Genomic DNA, 17,396 nt, shown 5'->3' with positions numbered 1-17,396 from the left:
CATTTTTCGCGGCAACGGCTCCTTATAATGTCCCCGTACCTCTGGAGTAGCCCCATGGCCGTCAGCCTGACCCCCATTGCCTTCGAGCGCGTGCAGCGCTTCGTCGCCCAGACCCCCGGCGCGCTGGGCCTGCGTTTCGGCGTGACCAAGACCGGCTGTTCCGGCTGGGGCCACGTCACCGACCTGGCCCGCGACGAGCGCGAGGGCGATACCGTGTTCGACCAGGACGGCGTGAAGATCTACGTCGATGCCAAGAGCCTGGCGCTGGTGGACGGCACGGTGATCGACTTCGGTAAGCACGGCCTGAGCGAGACCTTCACGTTCAGCAACCCGAACGCCACCGCCGAGTGTGGCTGCGGCGAGAGCTTCACCACCGACGCCGACAAGGCCTGAGGGCCGGCCGGAGCCTGATCGCTCTGGTAGCGGCCAACCTGGGTTGGCATGGGGGCTGCTCCCGGGTTCAGGTTGCCCTATGGCCCGCCGGTTGCCCGGCACCCCCATCTGCGCCATAATGCGCGGCTTCCTGCCTTCCTGGCGGGAATCCTTGCCCCACCGCGGTCTCAACGGCGGGGGGCTGTCCGGCCGCAAGGCCACATCCGAAAGGTAGAAAAAACATGAGTCGTCATTACGAAATCGTGTTCATGGTCCACCCGGACCAGAGCGAGCAGGTCCCGGCCATGATCGAGCGCTACAAGTCGCTGGTCGAGAACGGCAACGGCACCATCCACCGCCTGGAAGACTGGGGCCGCCGCCAGCTGGCGTACCCGATCCAGAACCTGGTGAAGGCGCACTACGTGCTGCTGAACATCGAAGCCGACCAGGCCGTGCTGAACGAGCTGACCGAAAGCTTCCGCTTCAACGACGCCGTGCTGCGCAACCTGGTCATCAAGCGTGACGAGGCTGACACCGAGCAGTCGCTGATCATGAAGAGCAAGGACGAGAAGGGTGACAAGCCGGAGCGCGGTGAGCGCCGTCGTCGTGACGACGAAGAAGGCGAGTCCACCACCACCGCTGACAACGAAGCCGGCGACGACGCCGCTTCCGCCGCCTAAGGAGCCTTCCCATGTCCAAGTTCTTCCGTCGCCGCAAGTTCTGCAAGTTCACGGCTGAAGGTGTGAAGGAGATCGACTACAAGGATCTCAACACCCTGCGCCAGTACCTGACCGAGAACGGCAAGATCGTGCCGAGCCGCGTCACCGGTACCAAGTCGAAGTACCAGCGCCAGCTGGCGACCGCCGTCAAGCGCGCTCGCTTCCTGGCCCTGATCCCGTACACCGACAACCACGACGTCTGATGCCCGGCGGGGCGGCCCGGTGCCGCCCCCGCTGTGCCAGCTATTCGGACAGCCTTTGTTGCGGGGCTTCGCCTCGCTAACGAATAACTCATCTGGAGCAATACCATGCAGCTGATCCTCCTGCAGAAAGTCACCAACCTCGGCAACCTGGGCGACCTGGTCGACGTGAAGCCGGGCTACGGCCGTAACTTCCTCGTGCCGCAGGGCAAGGCCGTTCCGGCCACCGAGAGCAACAAGGCCGAGTTCGAAGCCAAGCGCGCCGAGTACGAAGCCAAGGCCCAGGCCATCCACGCCGATGCTGACGCCCGCAAGGCCAAGCTGGAAGGCGCGAGCGTGACCATCGCCGCCAACGCTTCGACCGAAGGCAAGCTGTACGGCTCGGTCGGCGCCCGTGAAATCGCCGATGCCTTCACCGCTGCCGGCCTGCCGGTCAGCAAGAGCGAAGTCATCCTGGGCGAAGGCGCCTTCCGCAACATCGGCGAATACGACGTGCTGGTCCACCTGCACGCCGACGTCGAGACCACCGTCAAGGTCGTCGTCGTCGCCGAAGCCTGATCCCGCGCCGCAAGGCCTGGAATCACCGCAGAACGGGCGCCCGCAAGGGTGCCCGTTTTGTTTTATGGCCCGCTTTCGTAGCGTTGCGCCATGTCTGGCCGGCTGGGTGGGGCCGGACAATGTTCCACGCCCATTCGTAGAACACGGCCACATCGGTATACTCAGGGCGTCACACCCGTTCCACGGGCATCGATCCCAACAGGATCAATGACTTGGAGGGTAAACGCAGGCCGCTTGCCGGCCCCAGTCCGGAACCCCTATGCGTCTTTCCACGATCAAGCTGTCCGGCTTCAAGTCGTTCGTCGATCCGACCACCCTGCACCTGCCGACCAACATGACCGGCGTGGTGGGGCCCAATGGCTGCGGCAAGTCGAACATCATCGACGCCGTGCGCTGGGTCATGGGCGAGAGCTCGGCCAGCCGCCTGCGCGGCGACTCGCTGACCGACGTGATCTTCTCCGGTTCCAACGCCCGCAAGCCGGTCTCGCAGGCCACCGTCGAGCTGATCTTCGACAATTCGGACCATACGATTTCCGGCGAGTACGCCTCGTTCAACGAAATCTCGGTCAAGCGCACGGTCAGCCGCGACGGCACCAGCAACTATTACCTCAACGGCACCAAGTGCCGTCGCCGCGACATTACCGACCTGTTCCTCGGCACCGGCCTGGGCCCGCGCAGCTACTCGATCATCGAGCAGGGCATGATCAGCCAGATCATCGAGGCGCGCCCGGAAGACCTGCGCGTGTACCTGGAAGAGGCGGCCGGCATCTCCAAGTACAAGGAGCGCCGCAAGGAAACCGAGACCCGCATCCGCCATACCCGCGAGAACCTGGACCGGCTGGGCGACCTGCGCGACGAGATCAGCAAGCAGCTGGAGCACCTCAAGCGCCAGGCCCGGCAGGCCGAGCAGTACCAGGCCCTGCAGGAAGAGCGCCGGGTCAAGGACGCCGAGTGGAAGGCCCTGGAATTCCGTGGGCTCGACGGCCGCCTGTCCAAGCTGCGCGAAGGGCTGTCACAGGAAGAGACCAAGCTGCAGCAGCTGATCGCCGACCAGCGCGATGCCGAGGCCCGCATCGAGACCTCGCGCGTGCGTCGCGAAGAGGCCGCCGATGCGCTCAATACCGCGCAGGCCGCGGTCTACCAGGTCGGCAGCACGCTGGCGCGCTTGGAGCAGCAGATCCAGCACCAGCGCGAGCTGTCGCAGCGCCTGCATAAGGCCCGCGACGAGACCCGCCAGGCGCTGGCCGAACTGGGCCAGCACATCAGCGGCGACGAGGCCAAGCTGATGGTGCTGCGCGAGGCGGTGGAGGCTGCCACCCCGCAGCTGGAGGAGCTGCAGGAAGAGAACGAGATCAAGCAGGAAAGCCTGCGCGAGGCCGAGGAGCGGCTGGCTAGCTGGCAGCAGCGCTGGGAACAGCATACCTCGCAGAGTTCGGAAGCCTCGCGTGCCGGCGATGTCGAGCGCACCCGCGTGGACTACCTGGACAAGCAGGTCCTCGACGCCGACCGCCGCCGCGAAGCACTGGCCGCCGAGCGCGCCGGGCTGGACGTGGATGCGCTGGAAGAAGCCTTCGAGCAGCTGCATCTGCAGCACGACACGCAGAAGACCGCGCTGGACGAACTGGGCGAAGAAGTCGAACACCGCAAGCAGGGCGTGGCAGCCGTGCAGGAGCAGCAGCGCAACGGCCAGAACGACCTGGCCGAACTGCGCAAGCAGGCCAATGGACTGCGCGGCCGCCTGGCATCGCTGGAAACCCTGCAGCAGGCCGCGCTCGGCCAGGAGCAGGGCGCTGCCGTGGCCTGGCTGAAGGCGCATGGACTGGATTCGGCGGCGCGTGTCGGCGAACGCCTGGATGTCGATGCTGGTTGGGAAAATGCGGTCGAAAGTGCGCTCGGCCAGTTGATCGAAGGCGTGCTGGTCGATGACCCGGCCGGGCTGGTCGATGCGCTGGGTGAGCTGGGCGAAGGTCACATCGCGCTGGTTGCCGACGATGATGCGGACCTGAAGGTTGCCCCGACCTCGCTGGCGGCACGCGTGCGTGGCCCGGCCGCGATCCGTCGCCTGCTGGCGCACCTGCACGGTGCACGTGATCTGGCCGAGGCGAAGACGCTGCAGGCCAGCCTGCCCGAAGGCGATTCGGTCATCACCCAGGGGGGCGAGCGCCTGGGCCAGGGCTGGCTGCGCGTTTCGCGCTCGGGTGCGGCCCAGCAGGGCGCATTGCTGCGCGAACGTGAGATCAATGAACTGCGCGAGCAGATCGAACAGTTGCAGGAGCGCGAGGCTGAGCTGGAAGATCAGCTGGCTGGCTTCCGCGAACAGTTGCAGGCCGCCGAGCAGCAGCGCGAAGACGCGCAGCGCACGTTGTACCAGGCCCACCGTGCGGTCTCCGAGCTTGCCGGCCAGCTGCAGGGCCAGCAGGGCAAGGTGGAAGCCGCTCGTACCCGCATCGACCGCATCGAAGGTGAACTGAAGCAGCTGCAGGAAACGCTGGAAGCCAACAATGAGCAGGCGCGTGAAGCGCGCTCGCGGTTGGAGAATGCGGTCAGCAGCATGGGGGATCTGGAATCGACGCGGCAGCGCTTGGAGGGCGAGCGTCGCCAGCTGACCGAGGCGCGCGACCTGGCCCGTGACGCTGCGCGTGCGGTGCGCGAACGTTCGCATTCGCTGGCGTTGACCCTGGAATCGCAGCGTGCGCAGCTGGCGTCACTGAGCCAGGCCCTGGAGCGCATGGGGACCCAGCGCGGGCAGCTGGATTCGCGCCTGGGTGAACTGCACTCGCAGCTGGATGAAGGTGATTCGCCGGTTGAATCGCTGCAGGCCGAGCACCAGAACGCACTGGAAGAACGGGTGCGTGCCGACCGTGTGCTGACCGAGGCGCGCACGCTGCTCGATGGCATCGACGCCGAGCTGCGCAATTACGAACAGACCCGGCACCAGCGCGACGAGCAGGCGCTGGCCCAGCGCGAGCGTATTTCACAGCGCAAGCTGGACCAGCAGGCGCTGGTGCTCAGCGCGGACACCCTGCAGGGCGCGGTGGAAAAGGCCGGCTTCGTGCTGCAGGACGTACTCAACGCACTGCCCGAGGACGCCCGCCTGGGCGACTGGGAGCAGGCCGTGCACCAGATCGACGGCCGCATGCGCCGGCTGGAGCCGGTCAACCTGGCGGCCATCCACGAGTACGGCGAGGCTTCGCAGCGTTCGGAGTACCTGGACGCGCAGCATGTGGACCTGACCACCGCGCTGGAGACCCTGGAAGACGCCATCCGCAAGATCGACCGCGAGACCCGTGGCCGTTTCAAGGACACCTTCGACCGCGTCAACGCAGGCGTGCAGGCGCTGTATCCGCGCCTGTTCGGTGGCGGCCATGCCTACCTGGAACTGACCGGTGAAGACCTGCTGGACACCGGTGTGACCATCATGGCGCGTCCGCCGGGCAAGCGTGTCTCCAGCATCTCGCTGCTGTCCGGTGGCGAGAAGGCGATGACCGCGGTGGCGCTGGTGTTTGCCATCTTCCAGCTGAACCCGGCGCCGTTCTGCCTGCTGGACGAGGTGGACGCGCCGCTGGACGAAGCCAACGTCGGCCGCCTGGCCAACATGGTGAAGGAAATGAGCGAGAAGGTGCAGTTCCTGTTCGTCAGCCACAACAAGGCCACGATGGAAGCCGCCCACCAGCTGTCGGGCGTGACCATGCGCGAGCCGGGCGTCAGCCGCCTGGTCAGCGTGGACCTGGAAGAAGCCGCGCGATTGGCGGGCGCGGCCTGACGTGCCATCCTAGTTACCTGAATGAACTAGCCGGAGAACCTATCGAATGTCCGACACGGCACTGTTGCGCATCGGCATCCTGGCCGCCGGCCTGCTGTTGATCGCCGCGATCTTCCTGTTTGGCCGTCCGAAGAAGAAGCCCCAGGGGCGCCGCGTGGAAAGCGCGGAGCCAAGCAGTGGCGAGCGCCGCGAGCCGGTGCTGGGCGAGGATGGCGTCGCCGTGGCCGATGGCCGGGTCGAACCGGGCATGGGCGGCGAAGGCGAGCAGGCCGAACTCGGCCTGGCCGACACCGACGCCGGGGCCAGCGATCTCGGCAAGCGCGCCACCCAGGACTTCGACAAGATCGTCTCGTTGTTCGTGGCCGCCCGCGCCGGCGAGCAGCTGCGCGGCGAGGACATCGTGGTCGCGGCCGAAAAGACCGGCCTGGTGTTTGGCCACATGAATGTCTTCCACCGCCTGGTGGAGGCCCATCCCGAGCGCGGCCCGATCTTCTCGATGGCCAGCATCATGAAACCGGGCAGCTTCGACATGGCCAATATCCGCGCCATGGAAACCCCGGCGATCGCCTTCTTCCTGACCCTGCCCGCGCCGCTGACCGCGCTGGACGCCTGGGAGAAGATGCTGCCGACCGTGCAGCGGATGGCCGAACTGCTGGATGGCGTGGTGCTGGATGACAGCCGCAATGCCCTGGGCCGCCAGCGCATCGCGCACATCCGCGACGAACTGCGCGCCTACGACCGCCAGCACCAGGCACCGCCGCTGACCAAGACGCCGCGCTGGTAAGCGCCATGGCGTGCCGGCCAACGGTCGGCACCCACCGTCGGTCGTTGTTCGGTATCCCCGGGTAGATCCACGCCATGCGCGGATGGCGTTGTGTAGAGTCGAGCCATGCTCGACTGGGGCCTTCCCTACACATCTGACCGCATTCAAGCGATACCCGACCGGACCCGGTCCGGTAATGCTCAGGCATGCCCAGCCCACGTCTCCTGAAAGGTCGTTGGTCGCAATCCCGGAATGTCTACGCGATCACCACGATCACTCACCGCCGTCAGCGATTCTTCGATGACGCCGATCTGGTGGCACTCGCGGTGGCGACGCTGCAGCGCCTCCAGCAGGAGGGCCGATGTATCAACCTCGCTTGGGTGGTCATGCCGGACCACATTCATTGGTTGATGCAGCTTCGCGGAGGAACGCTTGCTGCTTCGGTGCAGATCATGAAATCCCGGTGCAGTAGGTTGTCAGGAACCGACGGGCCACTTTGGCAGCGGGGGTATTACGACCACGCTGTGCGATGTGATGAGTCCCTGCGGAGTCAAGCACTGTACATTGCCGCCAACCCTGTCCGTGCGGGCCTGGCGGAACAGTTGGGCGAGTACCCGTTTGCGTGGTGCCGATGGTTTGATCGGGCCCCGTAGGGTATGAGTCGAGCATGGCTCGACTCTACAAATGGCCCTGTCTGGCGTGCCGACCAACGGTCGGCACCCACCCGGCGGGGTTATGCCGGTACGCCGGCCACCTTCGCGAACGCTTGGCGGAATGCCGCCATCTCCTCTTCGGTGCCCACGGTGACGCGCACGCGCTGCGGCCAGATCGGCCAGCTGCGCCCGATCACCACGCCGTTCTCCGCCATGGCCTTGGCGAAGGCGCCACCGTCGCGCTGGACATCGACCACGAAGCAGTTTGCCTCCGAGGGCAGGCAGCTGAAGCCGCGCTTGCCCAGCCATGCAAGGGTGGTCTGTCGTGCCTTCGCATTCTGCAGTCGTCGCTGCGCGATCAGTTGCGGGTCGCGAAGGCTGGCCAGTGCCGCCGCCAGTGCGGGCACCGGCAACGGGTTGTCGCCGAGGCTGGCCAGCTCACGCAGGCGGTCGGGATGGGCCGCCGCAACGCCCAGTCGCAGGCCGGCCATGCCGTACAGCTTGGAGAACGTGCGCAGCACGATCAGGTCATCGCGCTGTGCAACCTGTGTGATCAGGCTCGGCTGCTCGCTGTACTGCAGGTAGGCCTCGTCGACCAGAACGCGGGTCGACGCCGGCTTGTGGGCCAACAGCCAGGCAAGCTCATCCGGCGGGCTGATCGAGCCGGTCGGATTGTTCGGGTTGCACGCATACAGCAGCCCGGTCGGGCGCGCGTGGGCGGCGGCGACCATCGCGCGCAGGTCGTGTGCGCCGTCGTCGCGCAGCGGAACCTTCTGCACGTGCGCACCGTGCGCGGCGGCGACCTCGCCCAGCGTCTCGAAAGTGGGGTCGGCCACCACCAGTCCCGCCTGCGGACCGGTCCACAGCGTGGCAGCACGGTTCAGTGGTTCACTGGAGCCGGGGTACAGGCGCATGTGGTTGGCGGGAATGCGTGCCTGCTCGATGAAGGCGTCGCGGACCTGAGCAGCCAGTTCGAAGCGATAACGGCCACATTGAGCGATGCTGTCGCGCGCCGCCAGCTGTGCTGCAGGCGAGGGGCCGTAGGGGCATTCGTTGAAATTCAGCAGCACGGCGCCGTCGGCAGGGGCAGGCGCCGCGACAGCGGCGGGCTGTGCCTGGCCGAGGCGGGGCAGGCCGCTGCCCGCCAAGGCGAGGCCGGCACCGGCCAGTTGCAGGAAGTGGCGGCGGGAGGCAGGCAGGGTCACGGGCGGGATTCCAGAGGGCAACCGACGCACGCTAACGCTGGTGGTGATGGGCGGCAAGCCCGCTTGTTGTGGATTCGAGCCATGCTCCATTGGAGATGTGCCAACCAAGGTTAGCACCTGCCAGGGCGGGGGAGCGCCAGTCGAGCAAGCTCGACTCTACAAAGGGCGCCGGCGTTACAGGGCCTGACGGCCGGGCGCGGTAGAATTCCCGGCCATCCCAGAACCACCGGATCCCGATGAGCCCCAGCCCCGCCGAACGCGCCGAAGACCTTCGCCGGCAGATCGCCCAGGCCAACCGCGCCTACCACGAGCTGGATGCGCCGGAGATCCCCGACGTCGACTACGACCGGCTGGTGCGCGAGCTGGAAGCGCTGGAGCGCGAGCATCCGGAGCTGGCACGTGCCGACAGCCCGACCCAGCAGGTCGGCGCCCGTCCCTCCGGCCGTTTCCCGGAAGTACGCCACGCGGTGCCGATGCTGTCGCTGTCCAATGCCTTCAGCGATGAGGAAGTGGCCGACTTCGTGCGCCGCATCGATGAGCGCCTGGGCCGTCGCAGCCTGCAGTTCTCGGCCGAGCCGAAGATGGATGGCCTGGCGATCAGCCTGCGCTACGAAGAAGGTCATTTCGTGTTGGGCGCCACCCGCGGCGATGGCAGTACCGGCGAGGACGTGACTGCCAACCTGCGTGAGATCGGCGACATCCCCAAGCGCCTGCATGGCAAGAACTGGCCCGACGTGCTGGAGGTGCGCGGCGAGGTCTACATGGCCCGCGCCGACTTCGAGGCCTACAACGAACGTGCGCGCCAGCAGGGTGGCAAGGTGCTGGCCAACCCGCGCAATGCCGCCGCCGGTTCGTTGCGCCAGCTGGACCCGAAGATCAGCGCGCAGCGCAGGCTGAGCTTCTTCGCCTACGGCACCGGCGAGGTGCAGGGCGGCGAACTGCCCGACACCCATTCGGGCACGCTGGCCCAGCTTGGCGCCTGGGGCTTCCCGGTCAGTGCGCTGTGCAAGGTGGTGGAAGGCACCGACGGCCTGCTCGGCTATTACCGCGATATCGGTGAGCGCCGCGATGGCCTGCCGTTCGACATCGATGGCGTGGTCTACAAGCTGGATGACCGCGCCGGCCAGCAGGCGATGGGCTTCGTCTCGCGCGCACCGCGCTGGGCCATCGCGCACAAGTTCCCGGCGCAGGAACAGAGCACGACCGTGGAGGCGATCGAGATCCAGATCGGCCGCACCGGTGCCGCGACGCCGGTCGCGCGACTGGCGCCGGTGGCGGTGGCCGGTGTGATCGTGTCCAACGCCACCCTGCACAACGCCGACCAGATCGCACGCTTGGATGTGCGCGTGGGCGATAGCGTGATCGTTCGCCGCGCCGGTGACGTGATCCCGGAAGTGGTCAGCGTCATCCTCGACCGCCGCCCGCCGGGCACCACGCCATGGCAGATGCCGACGCGCTGCCCGGTGTGCGGTTCGGAGATCGTGCGCGAGGAAGGCGCTGCAGCATGGCGTTGCTCGGGCGAACTGTCCTGCCCGGCACAGCGCAAGGAAGCCATTGCCCATTTCGCCTCGCGCCGCGCGATGGACATCGATGGTTTGGGGGACAAGTACATTGAAACCCTGGTCGACGCGGGCATCGTCAAGAGCGTGGCCGACCTGTACCGCCTCAACCGCGACCAGCTGCTGCACCTGAAGCTGGTGCTGGATGCTGAAGACCCTTCCGCACTGGCCGCCGCGCTGAAACTGCACCTGCCGGCCGAAGGCAGCGGTGCGGTGCTCAACGCGGTGCTCAAGCTGGATGGCACTGATCCGGGCTGGCGCGCACAGGCGCTGGTACAGCCGGCCAGCTTCGATTGGAACACGAAGAAGATCGCCACCAAGTGGGCCGACAACCTGATCGCGGCGATCGATGCAAGCCGCGCCGCCACGCTGGAGCGGCTGCTGTTCGCGCTCGGCATCGAACACGTCGGCGAGAGTACGGCCAAGGCGTTGGCGCAGTGGTTCGGTGATCTGGAGCTGATCCGCCACCTGCCGTGGCCACTGTTCAAGCGCGTACCGGACATCGGCGGCGAAGTGGCGCGTTCGCTCGGTCACTTCTTCGAGCAGCAGGGCAACCAGCAGGCCATCGATGACCTGCTGCAGGTCGGCCAGGTGCGCATCAGTGATGTGCATGCGCCCAGTGCAAAGTTGCGCGAAGGCCTGGATCTTGCGCAGCTGCTGGTTGAATCGGAAATCCCCGGAATCACGCGCCTGCGCGCGGAGAAGCTGGTGGCGGCGTTGCCGGGCGCCCAGGCGGTGCTGGATGCCGAACATGGCCAGTTCGTCAACGCGGGCCTGCCGGACGACACCGCGCGCGGCCTGGCGCAGTGGCTGGACGCCGAAGGTCACGGCGTGATGCTGCTGGCGGCCGAAAAGGCGATGCAGCTGATCCTGGCCAAGGCGCCGGCGCTGGCCGAGATCGTGGCCGGCCCGCTGGACGGGCAGACCGTGGTGCTGACCGGCACCCTGGCCCAGCTCACCCGCGATGCCGCCAAGGAGCGCCTGGAGGCACTCGGTGCCAAGGTCTCCGGCAGCGTCTCGAAGAAGACCAGCTTCGTGGTGGCCGGTACCGAGGCGGGCTCCAAACTGGACAAGGCGCAGTCGCTGGGCGTGCCGGTGTGGGACGAGGACCGACTGCTGGCCTACCTCGCCGAACACGAATGATGACTTCGCCGGGTGCCTCGCGCCCGGCCTGAAACACAAAGGAACACCGATGCAGACCGCCCCGCTGGATTTCCGCCTCGCCACCCGCGCCGACGAGGAACGGTTGATCGCGTTGATGCGCGAGTTCTATGCCGAAGACAGGATCGACTTCGATGATGCGCGCGTGCGTCGCGGCGTGGATGCACTGCTGGCCGACCCGCGCAACGGCGAAGTGCTGCTGTGGTTGGACGAGGCGGCTGACGTGGTGGGCTACGCGGTGATCGCGATGGGCTTCAGCCTGGAACAGGGCGGCCACTTCATGCTGCTGGACGAGTTGTACCTGAGCCATCGCGCGCGTGGTCGTGGCCGTGGCAAGCAGGCGCTGGCCATCTGCGAACAGCGCGCCCGCGGGCGGGGCGTCAGCCGGCTGCGCCTGGAAGTGAACCACCACAATGAACTGGCGCGCCGCCTGTACCTGGCCAGCGGCTACATCGATGACACCCGTGACCTGCTGACCCTGCCGCTGGACCATCCGCGTCCGGAGGGGATCCTGTGAGCGCGGCCCTGCTGCGCACGCTGCAGCAGCGCGCGTCACTCAATGCGCTGGTGCGTCGCTTCTTCGCCGAGCGCGATGTGCTGGAGGTGGAGACGCCGATCCTGTCGGTGGCGGGCAACACCGAACCGAACATCGACAGCTTCCATACCGATTTCACCGGCCACGTCGATGCCGGCGGCCGCCGCCGCTGGCTGCGCACCTCGCCGGAGTATCCGCTCAAGCGCCTGTTGGCGGCCGGTGTTGGCGACTGCTATGAGCTGGGCCGGGTGTTCCGCAACGGCGAGGCCGGTGGCCGCCACAACCCGGAGTTCACCATGCTGGAGTGGTATCGGGTCGGCTGGGACCACCACCGGCTGGTGCAGGAAACCGCCGAGCTGGTCGGCCAGGCGCTGGCCCTGGTCGGGCGCAGTGCATCCCTGCGCGTTCTGAGCTACCGCGAGCTGTTCCAGCAGCATGTGGGCGTGGACCCGTTCGACGCCGATGAGGCCGCACTGCGCGCCGCACTGGGCGATGTGCATATCGATCCGGTCGGCCTGACCCGCGATGACTGGCTGGATCTGTTGATGACCCACCATATCCAGCCGCATTTCGATGACGCGGTGATGACCGTGGTGCATGACTGGCCCGCCAGCCAGGCAGCATTGGCCCGCATCCGCCCCGGCACGCCGCCGCTGGCGGAACGCTTCGAGTTGTACCTGGGGCCGGTGGAGCTGGCCAACGGTTATCACGAACTGAACGATGCCCACGAGCAGCGTGCGCGTTTCCAGCGTGACCTGCAGCGTCGGCATGAGCGCGGTCAAGTGCAGCCGGCGCTGGACGAAGCGTTGCTGGCTGCATTGCCGTCGTTGCCGGCCTGTGCCGGCGTCGCCGTCGGCGTCGACCGCCTGCTGATGGCGATGAACCGCACGCCACGCATTGCCGATGTGCTGGCCTACGACTTCGCCCATGCGTGAGCGCAGCGCTTTGCTGAACATCGAAGACTGAACGGATTGCTGCGTTCGCGCGCTTGCTTCGGCAAGCAGGATGATGCTCTTATCACGGCAGATGCGAGACACTGGCATCGGAATTCGTCCACTCCTGTTGGGGAAGGCATTGGTCAAGTGGTTTGCGGTCGTCGCTGCTCCGGTGTACTCCATCGCGCTCTGGGGTGCCTGGCTGCCGTCCTCGGCGTCTGCCCAGCAGGTTGGCTACGACGATGCAGTGGTGACCTGCGAATCGCGTGACATGGCGTGGGTGCATTGCGATATCGATGTCAGCAATGGCGTCGACCTGGTCCGCCAGCTGTCCAACAGCAGCTGCATCCGTGGCAGCGAATGGGGGACCGACCGCAGTGGCGTCTGGGTCACCCTGGGCTGCCGCGCCGAGTTCCGCGCGCGCCGCGCTGCCGGTGCCACCGGCGCTGCCACCGAAGGCAAGCGCCTGGTCCGTCGCGTGGTGCGTTGTGAATCCAACGGCCGCCCGCAGAGCTGCCCGGTGCGCCTGGACGGTGCCCCGGTACGCCTGCTGCGGCAGCTGTCGGCGCTGCCGTGCCGGGAAGGGCAGGGTTGGGGCTACAAGCGCAATGAAGTGTGGACCAGCCGCGGCTGCCAGGGTGATTTCGAGGTGGCCGATGATGAGGGCCGCTTCGTCGACGTGCCGCGCAGGCTGACCTGCGAATCGAAGTCGAAGAAGCGCCGCTTCTGCGGCGCCAGCATCTCGGTGGGGGCTGCGGTCTCCGAGCAGCTGTCCAACACGCCGTGCGAGGAGGGCAGCACCTGGGGCTGGAACCGCAACGGGATCTGGGTGGACGGCGGCTGCCGCGCCGAATTCCTGGTGAACTGAGCCGGGCAGGCTCCAACGCTGCCGGGCGTGGCCCTACAATGGGCCCATGAACACTGCCTCCGACATCGATTACGCCCGCTACGACCACATCCGCCCGATCCTGTGGACCGGCGATGCCCTGCAACTGCTGGACCAGCGCAAGCTGCCGTTCGTGGTCGAGCATGTGGTCTGCCATGACAGTGACGAGGTCGCCTCGGCCATCCACGCACTGACCGTGCGCGGTGCGCCGGCGATCGGTATCGCGGCTGCCTGGGGCGTGGTGCTGGCGGCACGTGACGTGCAGGCGGCCGATGGCATGCAGGCACTGCAGCAGCTGGAGCCGGCGCTGCAGCGCTTGAACGCTTCGCGTCCGACCGCAGTCAACCTGGCCTGGGCGCTGGCACGCATGCGCCGTTGCCTGAACGCTGCCGGCCCGGACTGGAAGGCATTGCTGGCCGCGGAAGCGCAGGCCATTGCCGAGGAAGACCTGGCCGCCAACCGTCACATGGGGGCGCTGGGCGCGGGCCTGATCGACGCTGGCAGCGGGGTGCTGACCCATTGCAATACCGGCTCGCTGGCCACCGCCGGCTTCGGTACCGCACTGGGCGTGATCCGTGCCGGCATGGCCCAGCACCGCATCGCCCGTGTCTTCGCCGGCGAAACGCGGCCGTGGCTGCAGGGCGCGCGCCTGACCGTGTGGGAGCTGCAGCAGGATGGCATCGACGCCACCCTGATCGCCGACTCGGCAGCCTCGCACCTGATGAAGACCGGTGCCGTGCAGTGGGTGATCGTCGGTGCCGATCGCATCTGCGCCAATGGCGATACCGCCAACAAGATCGGCACCTACCAGCTGGCCATTGCGGCCCGCCACCACGGCGTCAGGTTCATGGTCGTGGCACCGTCCTCCACCGTGGACATGGAGACCGTGGACGGCAGCCAGATCGAGATCGAGCAGCGCGATCCGGGCGAGCTGTACGGCGTGGGCGGCACCCGCACCGTGGCCGAGGGCATTGCCGCCTGGAACCCGGTATTCGACGTCACCCCGGGCGAGCTGATCGACGCCATCGTGACCGAGCGCGGGGTGATCCTGAACCCGACCGTGGAGAACATGCGCGCCGCCTTCGGCGGTTGAAGCGCAGGGGAGGGGCAGCGTGACCTCCGCCCCCGGGTCGTGCCGGCCGCTGGCCGGCAACCCCTAAGTTCCTGATTTGTGCCGGTAAAATCCCCGTAAAGGGAGGCGGAAAACGGCCTGTTGTGGTAGTATCCACAGGTTGAATCGAGGTTCCGGCACGACCCCCTCCCGCAGAGGGCTGCGCCGGACTGGACCGCTACCAGACAACGGAACCCGAATGGCAGAAACCGCCAAGGAAATCATCCAGGTCAACCTGGAAGACGAGATGCGCAAGAGCTACCTCGATTACGCCATGAGCGTGATCGTGGGCCGCGCGCTCCCGGATGCGCGCGACGGCCTCAAGCCGGTGCATCGTCGCGTGCTGTTCGCGATGAACGAGTTGAACGCGCACAGCAACAAGCCCTACTTCAAGTCGGCGCGTATCGTCGGTGACGTCATCGGTAAGTACCACCCGCATGGCGATCAGTCGGTGTACGACACGCTGGTGCGCCTGGCACAGCCGTTCTCGCTGCGTTACATGCTGGTCGATGGCCAGGGTAACTTCGGTTCGATCGACGGCGACTCCGCCGCGGCGATGCGATACACCGAGGCGCGCATGTCGCGCCTGGCGCATGAGCTGATGGCGGACATCGACAAGGAAACCGTCGATTTCCAGCCCAACTACGACGAAAAGGAACTGGAGCCGACGGTCATGCCGACCCGGTTCCCGAACCTGCTGGTCAATGGTTCGGCCGGTATCGCAGTGGGCATGGCGACCAACATCCCGCCGCACAACCTGAGCGAATCGATCAACGCCTGCATCGCGCTGATCGACAACCCGGACATCGATGTCGACGGCCTGATGGAGTACATCCCGGGCCCGGACTTCCCGACCGCCGGCATCATCAACGGCACCGCCGGCATCGTCGCCGGCTACCGCACCGGCCGTGGCCGCGTGCGCATCCGTGCCAAGGCCGATATCGAGGTGGCCGACAACGGCCGCGAATCGATCATCGTCACTGAAATTCCTTACCAGGTGAACAAGGCGCGTCTGATCGAGAAGATCGCCGAGCTGGTCAAGGAAAAGAAGATCGAAGGCATCAGCGAGCTGCGCGATGAGTCCGACAAGGACGGCATGCGCATCTACATCGAGATCAAGCGCGGTGAATCTGCCGAGGTTGTGCTGAACAACCTGTACCAGCAGACGCAGATGGAGTCGGTGTTCGGCATCAACATGGTGGCGCTGGTCGATGGCCGCCCGCAGTTGATGAACCTCAAGCAGATGCTGGAGGCGTTCGTCCGCCACCGCCGCGAAGTGGTCACCCGCCGCACCGTGTTCGAGCTGCGCAAGGCGCGCGCCCGTGCCCACGTGCTGGAAGGCCTGACCGTCGCGCTGGCCAACATCGACGAGATGATCGAACTGATCAAGACCTCGCCGAACCCGAACGAAGCCCGCGAGCGCATGCTGGCACGCGTGTGGGAGCCAGGCCTGGTCGGTGCGATGCTGGGCGCCGCCGGTGCCGAAGCTTCGCGTCCGGAAGACCTGCCCAAGGGCGTGGGCCTGATCGAGGGCGGCTACCAGCTGACCGAGATCCAGGCCACCCAGATCCTGGAAATGCGCCTGCACCGCCTGACAGGGCTGGAGCAGGACCGCCTGACCGACGAGTACAAGCAGCTGCTGGAAGTGATCGCCGGGCTGATCCACATCCTGGAAGATCCCGACCGCCTGCTGCAGGTGATCCGCGAGGAACTGGTCAACGTCAAGGCCGAGTTCGGCGACGAGCGTCGCACCGAAATCCGCCACAGCGAAGAAGACCTGGACATCCTCGACCTGATCGCGCCGGAAGACGTGGTGGTCACCGTGTCGCACGCCGGTTACGTGAAGCGCCAGCCGGTGAGCGTGTACCGCGCGCAGCGCCGTGGTGGCCGTGGCCGCAGTGCGGCGGCGACCAAGGAAGAGGATTTCATCGAACAGCTGTGGCTGGTCAACACGCACGACACGCTGCTGACCTTCACCAGTTCGGGCAAGGTGTTCTGGCTGCCGGTGTACCAGCTGCCTGAAGCCGGTTCCAACGCCCGCGGCCGTCCGATCATCAACTGGATCCCGCTGGAGCCGGGCGAGCGCGTGCAGGCCGTGTTGCCGGTGCGCGAGTACGCCGATGGCCAGTTCGTGTTCTTCGCCACGAAGAACGGTACGGTCAAGAAGACTCCGCTGGGCGAGTTCGCCTTCCGCCTGGCCCGCGGCAAGATCGCGATCAACCTGGACGAGGGCGATGCGCTGGTCGGCGTCGGCCTGACCGACGGTGAGCGTGACATCCTGCTGTTCGCCTCCAACGGCAAGACCGTGCGCTTCGGCGAGGACAAGGTCCGCTCGATGGGTCGTACCGCGACCGGCGTGCGTGGCATCAAGATGCCGGCGGGCGAGGAAGTGGTCAGCCTGATCGTGGCCGAGAGTGCCGGCGGCAGCGAGGACGAGAACGAGGACGACAATGGTGTCGAGGAAATCGCAGCCAATGGCGATGCGGTGATCGACGGCGCCGACGACGCCAGCGTGCAGTACATCCTTACCGCCACCGAGAACGGCTACGGCAAGCGCACCCCGCTGCCGGACTACCCGCGCAAGGGCCGTGGCACGCAGGGCGTGATCGGCATCCAGACCACCGAGCGCAACGGCAAGCTGGTGGCCGCGGTGCTGATGGGCTCCGGCGATGAAGTCCTGCTGATCTCCGATGGCGGCACCCTGGTGCGTACCCGTGGCTCGGAAATCAGCCGCGTCGGCCGCAACACCCAGGGCGTGACCCTGATCCGCCTGTCCAAGGACGAGAAGCTGCAGGCGGTGGAGCGCATGGATGCCTCGATCGACGAGGACGAGGACGAGGTGGCCGCCGCCGCCCCGGCCGCGACCGACGGCATCCCGGCTGCTGCCAGCAGCGAGGACGCCGCGCAGGAGTGATCCTGCCGCCAGGTTGAGGTACCCGACGACGCCGGCCCTGTGCCGGCGTCGTCGTATCCGGA

The 17,396-nt window shown here is 66.8% G+C and carries 14 protein-coding genes; 13 read left to right on the top strand and 1 reads right to left on the bottom strand.

All coding sequences use genetic code 11. From position 1 onward, the window contains the following. Positions 1–54: 54 nt before the first annotated feature. The 7 genes from VN11_RS14190 (at position 55) to VN11_RS14160 (ending at position 7,028) form a co-directional block, all read left to right on the top strand. Complete coding sequence (locus VN11_RS14190) at positions 55–393, top strand: HesB/IscA family protein (RefSeq protein WP_006452998.1); 339 nt, start codon at positions 55–57, stop codon at positions 391–393. A 221-nt stretch (positions 394–614) separates the two neighbouring features. Beyond that, positions 615–1,052 (top strand): 30S ribosomal protein S6, encoded by a 438-nt coding sequence (gene rpsF / locus VN11_RS14185; RefSeq protein WP_049445625.1) that lies wholly within the window; start codon positions 615–617, stop codon positions 1,050–1,052. Positions 1,053–1,063: 11 nt separating this feature from the next. After that, positions 1,064–1,294, top strand: coding sequence for a 30S ribosomal protein S18 (gene rpsR, locus VN11_RS14180; protein ID WP_002804494.1), 231 nt, complete (start codon positions 1,064–1,066; stop codon positions 1,292–1,294). A 105-nt stretch (positions 1,295–1,399) separates the two neighbouring features. Further along, complete coding sequence (gene rplI, locus VN11_RS14175) at positions 1,400–1,849, top strand: 50S ribosomal protein L9 (protein WP_006452981.1); 450 nt, start codon at positions 1,400–1,402, stop codon at positions 1,847–1,849. Positions 1,850–2,108: 259 nt separating this feature from the next. Continuing rightward, positions 2,109–5,612 carry a chromosome segregation protein SMC gene (smc, locus tag VN11_RS14170; protein ID WP_053450221.1) on the top strand — a complete coding sequence of 1,168 codons (3,504 nt, stop codon included), beginning with the start codon at positions 2,109–2,111 and terminating at the stop codon, positions 5,610–5,612. 46 nt (positions 5,613–5,658) lie between these two features. Further along, a complete protein-coding gene (zipA, locus tag VN11_RS14165; protein ID WP_053450220.1) occupies positions 5,659–6,396 on the top strand; it encodes a cell division protein ZipA in 738 nt (245 codons plus the stop codon). A gap of 185 nt (positions 6,397–6,581) precedes the next feature. Next, positions 6,582–7,028, top strand: a complete 447-nt coding sequence (locus VN11_RS14160; protein WP_053450219.1) for an REP-associated tyrosine transposase — start codon at positions 6,582–6,584, stop codon at positions 7,026–7,028. Between the two features lie 80 nt (positions 7,029–7,108). Here the strand turns inward: VN11_RS14160 and VN11_RS14155 are convergent, their stop codons facing one another. Beyond that, the gene (locus VN11_RS14155; protein WP_053450218.1) at positions 7,109–8,233 is read right to left on the bottom strand and encodes a pyridoxal phosphate-dependent aminotransferase; all 1,125 of its coding nucleotides are present in this window, start codon (positions 8,231–8,233) and stop codon (positions 7,109–7,111) included. Between the two features lie 230 nt (positions 8,234–8,463). Between VN11_RS14155 and ligA the strand changes: the two genes are divergently transcribed. The 6 genes from ligA to gyrA all read left to right on the top strand — a co-directional run bounded on the left by ligA (position 8,464) and on the right by gyrA (position 17,334). After that, entirely contained in the window at positions 8,464–10,935 is a 2,472-nt protein-coding gene (gene ligA / locus VN11_RS14150) for an NAD-dependent DNA ligase LigA (RefSeq protein ID WP_187299818.1), read from the top strand. A 49-nt stretch (positions 10,936–10,984) separates the two neighbouring features. Next, complete coding sequence (locus tag VN11_RS14145) at positions 10,985–11,470, top strand: GNAT family N-acetyltransferase (protein WP_053450216.1); 486 nt, start codon at positions 10,985–10,987, stop codon at positions 11,468–11,470. Then, a complete protein-coding gene (epmA, locus tag VN11_RS14140; RefSeq protein ID WP_053450215.1) occupies positions 11,467–12,423 on the top strand; it encodes an EF-P lysine aminoacylase EpmA in 957 nt (318 codons plus the stop codon). Before VN11_RS14145 ends, epmA begins: the two co-directional genes overlap by 4 nt. A gap of 139 nt (positions 12,424–12,562) precedes the next feature. Continuing rightward, on the top strand, positions 12,563–13,291 hold the full coding sequence (locus VN11_RS14135) for a DUF3011 domain-containing protein (protein ID WP_053450214.1): 729 nt from the start codon (positions 12,563–12,565) through the stop codon (positions 13,289–13,291). A gap of 46 nt (positions 13,292–13,337) precedes the next feature. Further along, complete coding sequence (gene mtnA, locus VN11_RS14130; RefSeq protein ID WP_053450213.1) at positions 13,338–14,402, top strand: S-methyl-5-thioribose-1-phosphate isomerase; 1,065 nt, start codon at positions 13,338–13,340, stop codon at positions 14,400–14,402. Positions 14,403–14,619: 217 nt separating this feature from the next. Next, on the top strand, positions 14,620–17,334 hold the full coding sequence (gene gyrA / locus VN11_RS14125) for a DNA gyrase subunit A (RefSeq protein WP_053450212.1): 2,715 nt from the start codon (positions 14,620–14,622) through the stop codon (positions 17,332–17,334). The last annotated feature ends 62 nt before the right edge of the window (positions 17,335–17,396 follow it).

The organism is Stenotrophomonas maltophilia (assembly GCF_001274595.1).
Lineage (GTDB): Bacteria > Pseudomonadota > Gammaproteobacteria > Xanthomonadales > Xanthomonadaceae > Stenotrophomonas > Stenotrophomonas forensis.
The sequence above is the reverse complement of the archived record's forward strand: the minus strand, read 5'-3'. Positions and strand labels throughout refer to the sequence as shown.

Coding starts and splice junctions, on each gene's coding strand:
- rplI (WP_006452981.1), top strand. CDS start 1,400: ATGCAGCTGATCCTCCTGCAGAAAGTCACCAACCTCGGCAACCTGGGC.
- zipA (WP_053450220.1), top strand. CDS start 5,659: ATGTCCGACACGGCACTGTTGCGCATCGGCATCCTGGCCGCCGGCCTG.
- gyrA (WP_053450212.1), top strand. CDS start 14,620: ATGGCAGAAACCGCCAAGGAAATCATCCAGGTCAACCTGGAAGACGAG.
- rpsF (WP_049445625.1), top strand. CDS start 615: ATGAGTCGTCATTACGAAATCGTGTTCATGGTCCACCCGGACCAGAGC.
- VN11_RS14160 (WP_053450219.1), top strand. CDS start 6,582: ATGCCCAGCCCACGTCTCCTGAAAGGTCGTTGGTCGCAATCCCGGAAT.
- mtnA (WP_053450213.1), top strand. CDS start 13,338: ATGAACACTGCCTCCGACATCGATTACGCCCGCTACGACCACATCCGC.
- VN11_RS14190 (WP_006452998.1), top strand. CDS start 55: ATGGCCGTCAGCCTGACCCCCATTGCCTTCGAGCGCGTGCAGCGCTTC.
- VN11_RS14145 (WP_053450216.1), top strand. CDS start 10,985: ATGCAGACCGCCCCGCTGGATTTCCGCCTCGCCACCCGCGCCGACGAG.
- smc (WP_053450221.1), top strand. CDS start 2,109: ATGCGTCTTTCCACGATCAAGCTGTCCGGCTTCAAGTCGTTCGTCGAT.
- rpsR (WP_002804494.1), top strand. CDS start 1,064: ATGTCCAAGTTCTTCCGTCGCCGCAAGTTCTGCAAGTTCACGGCTGAA.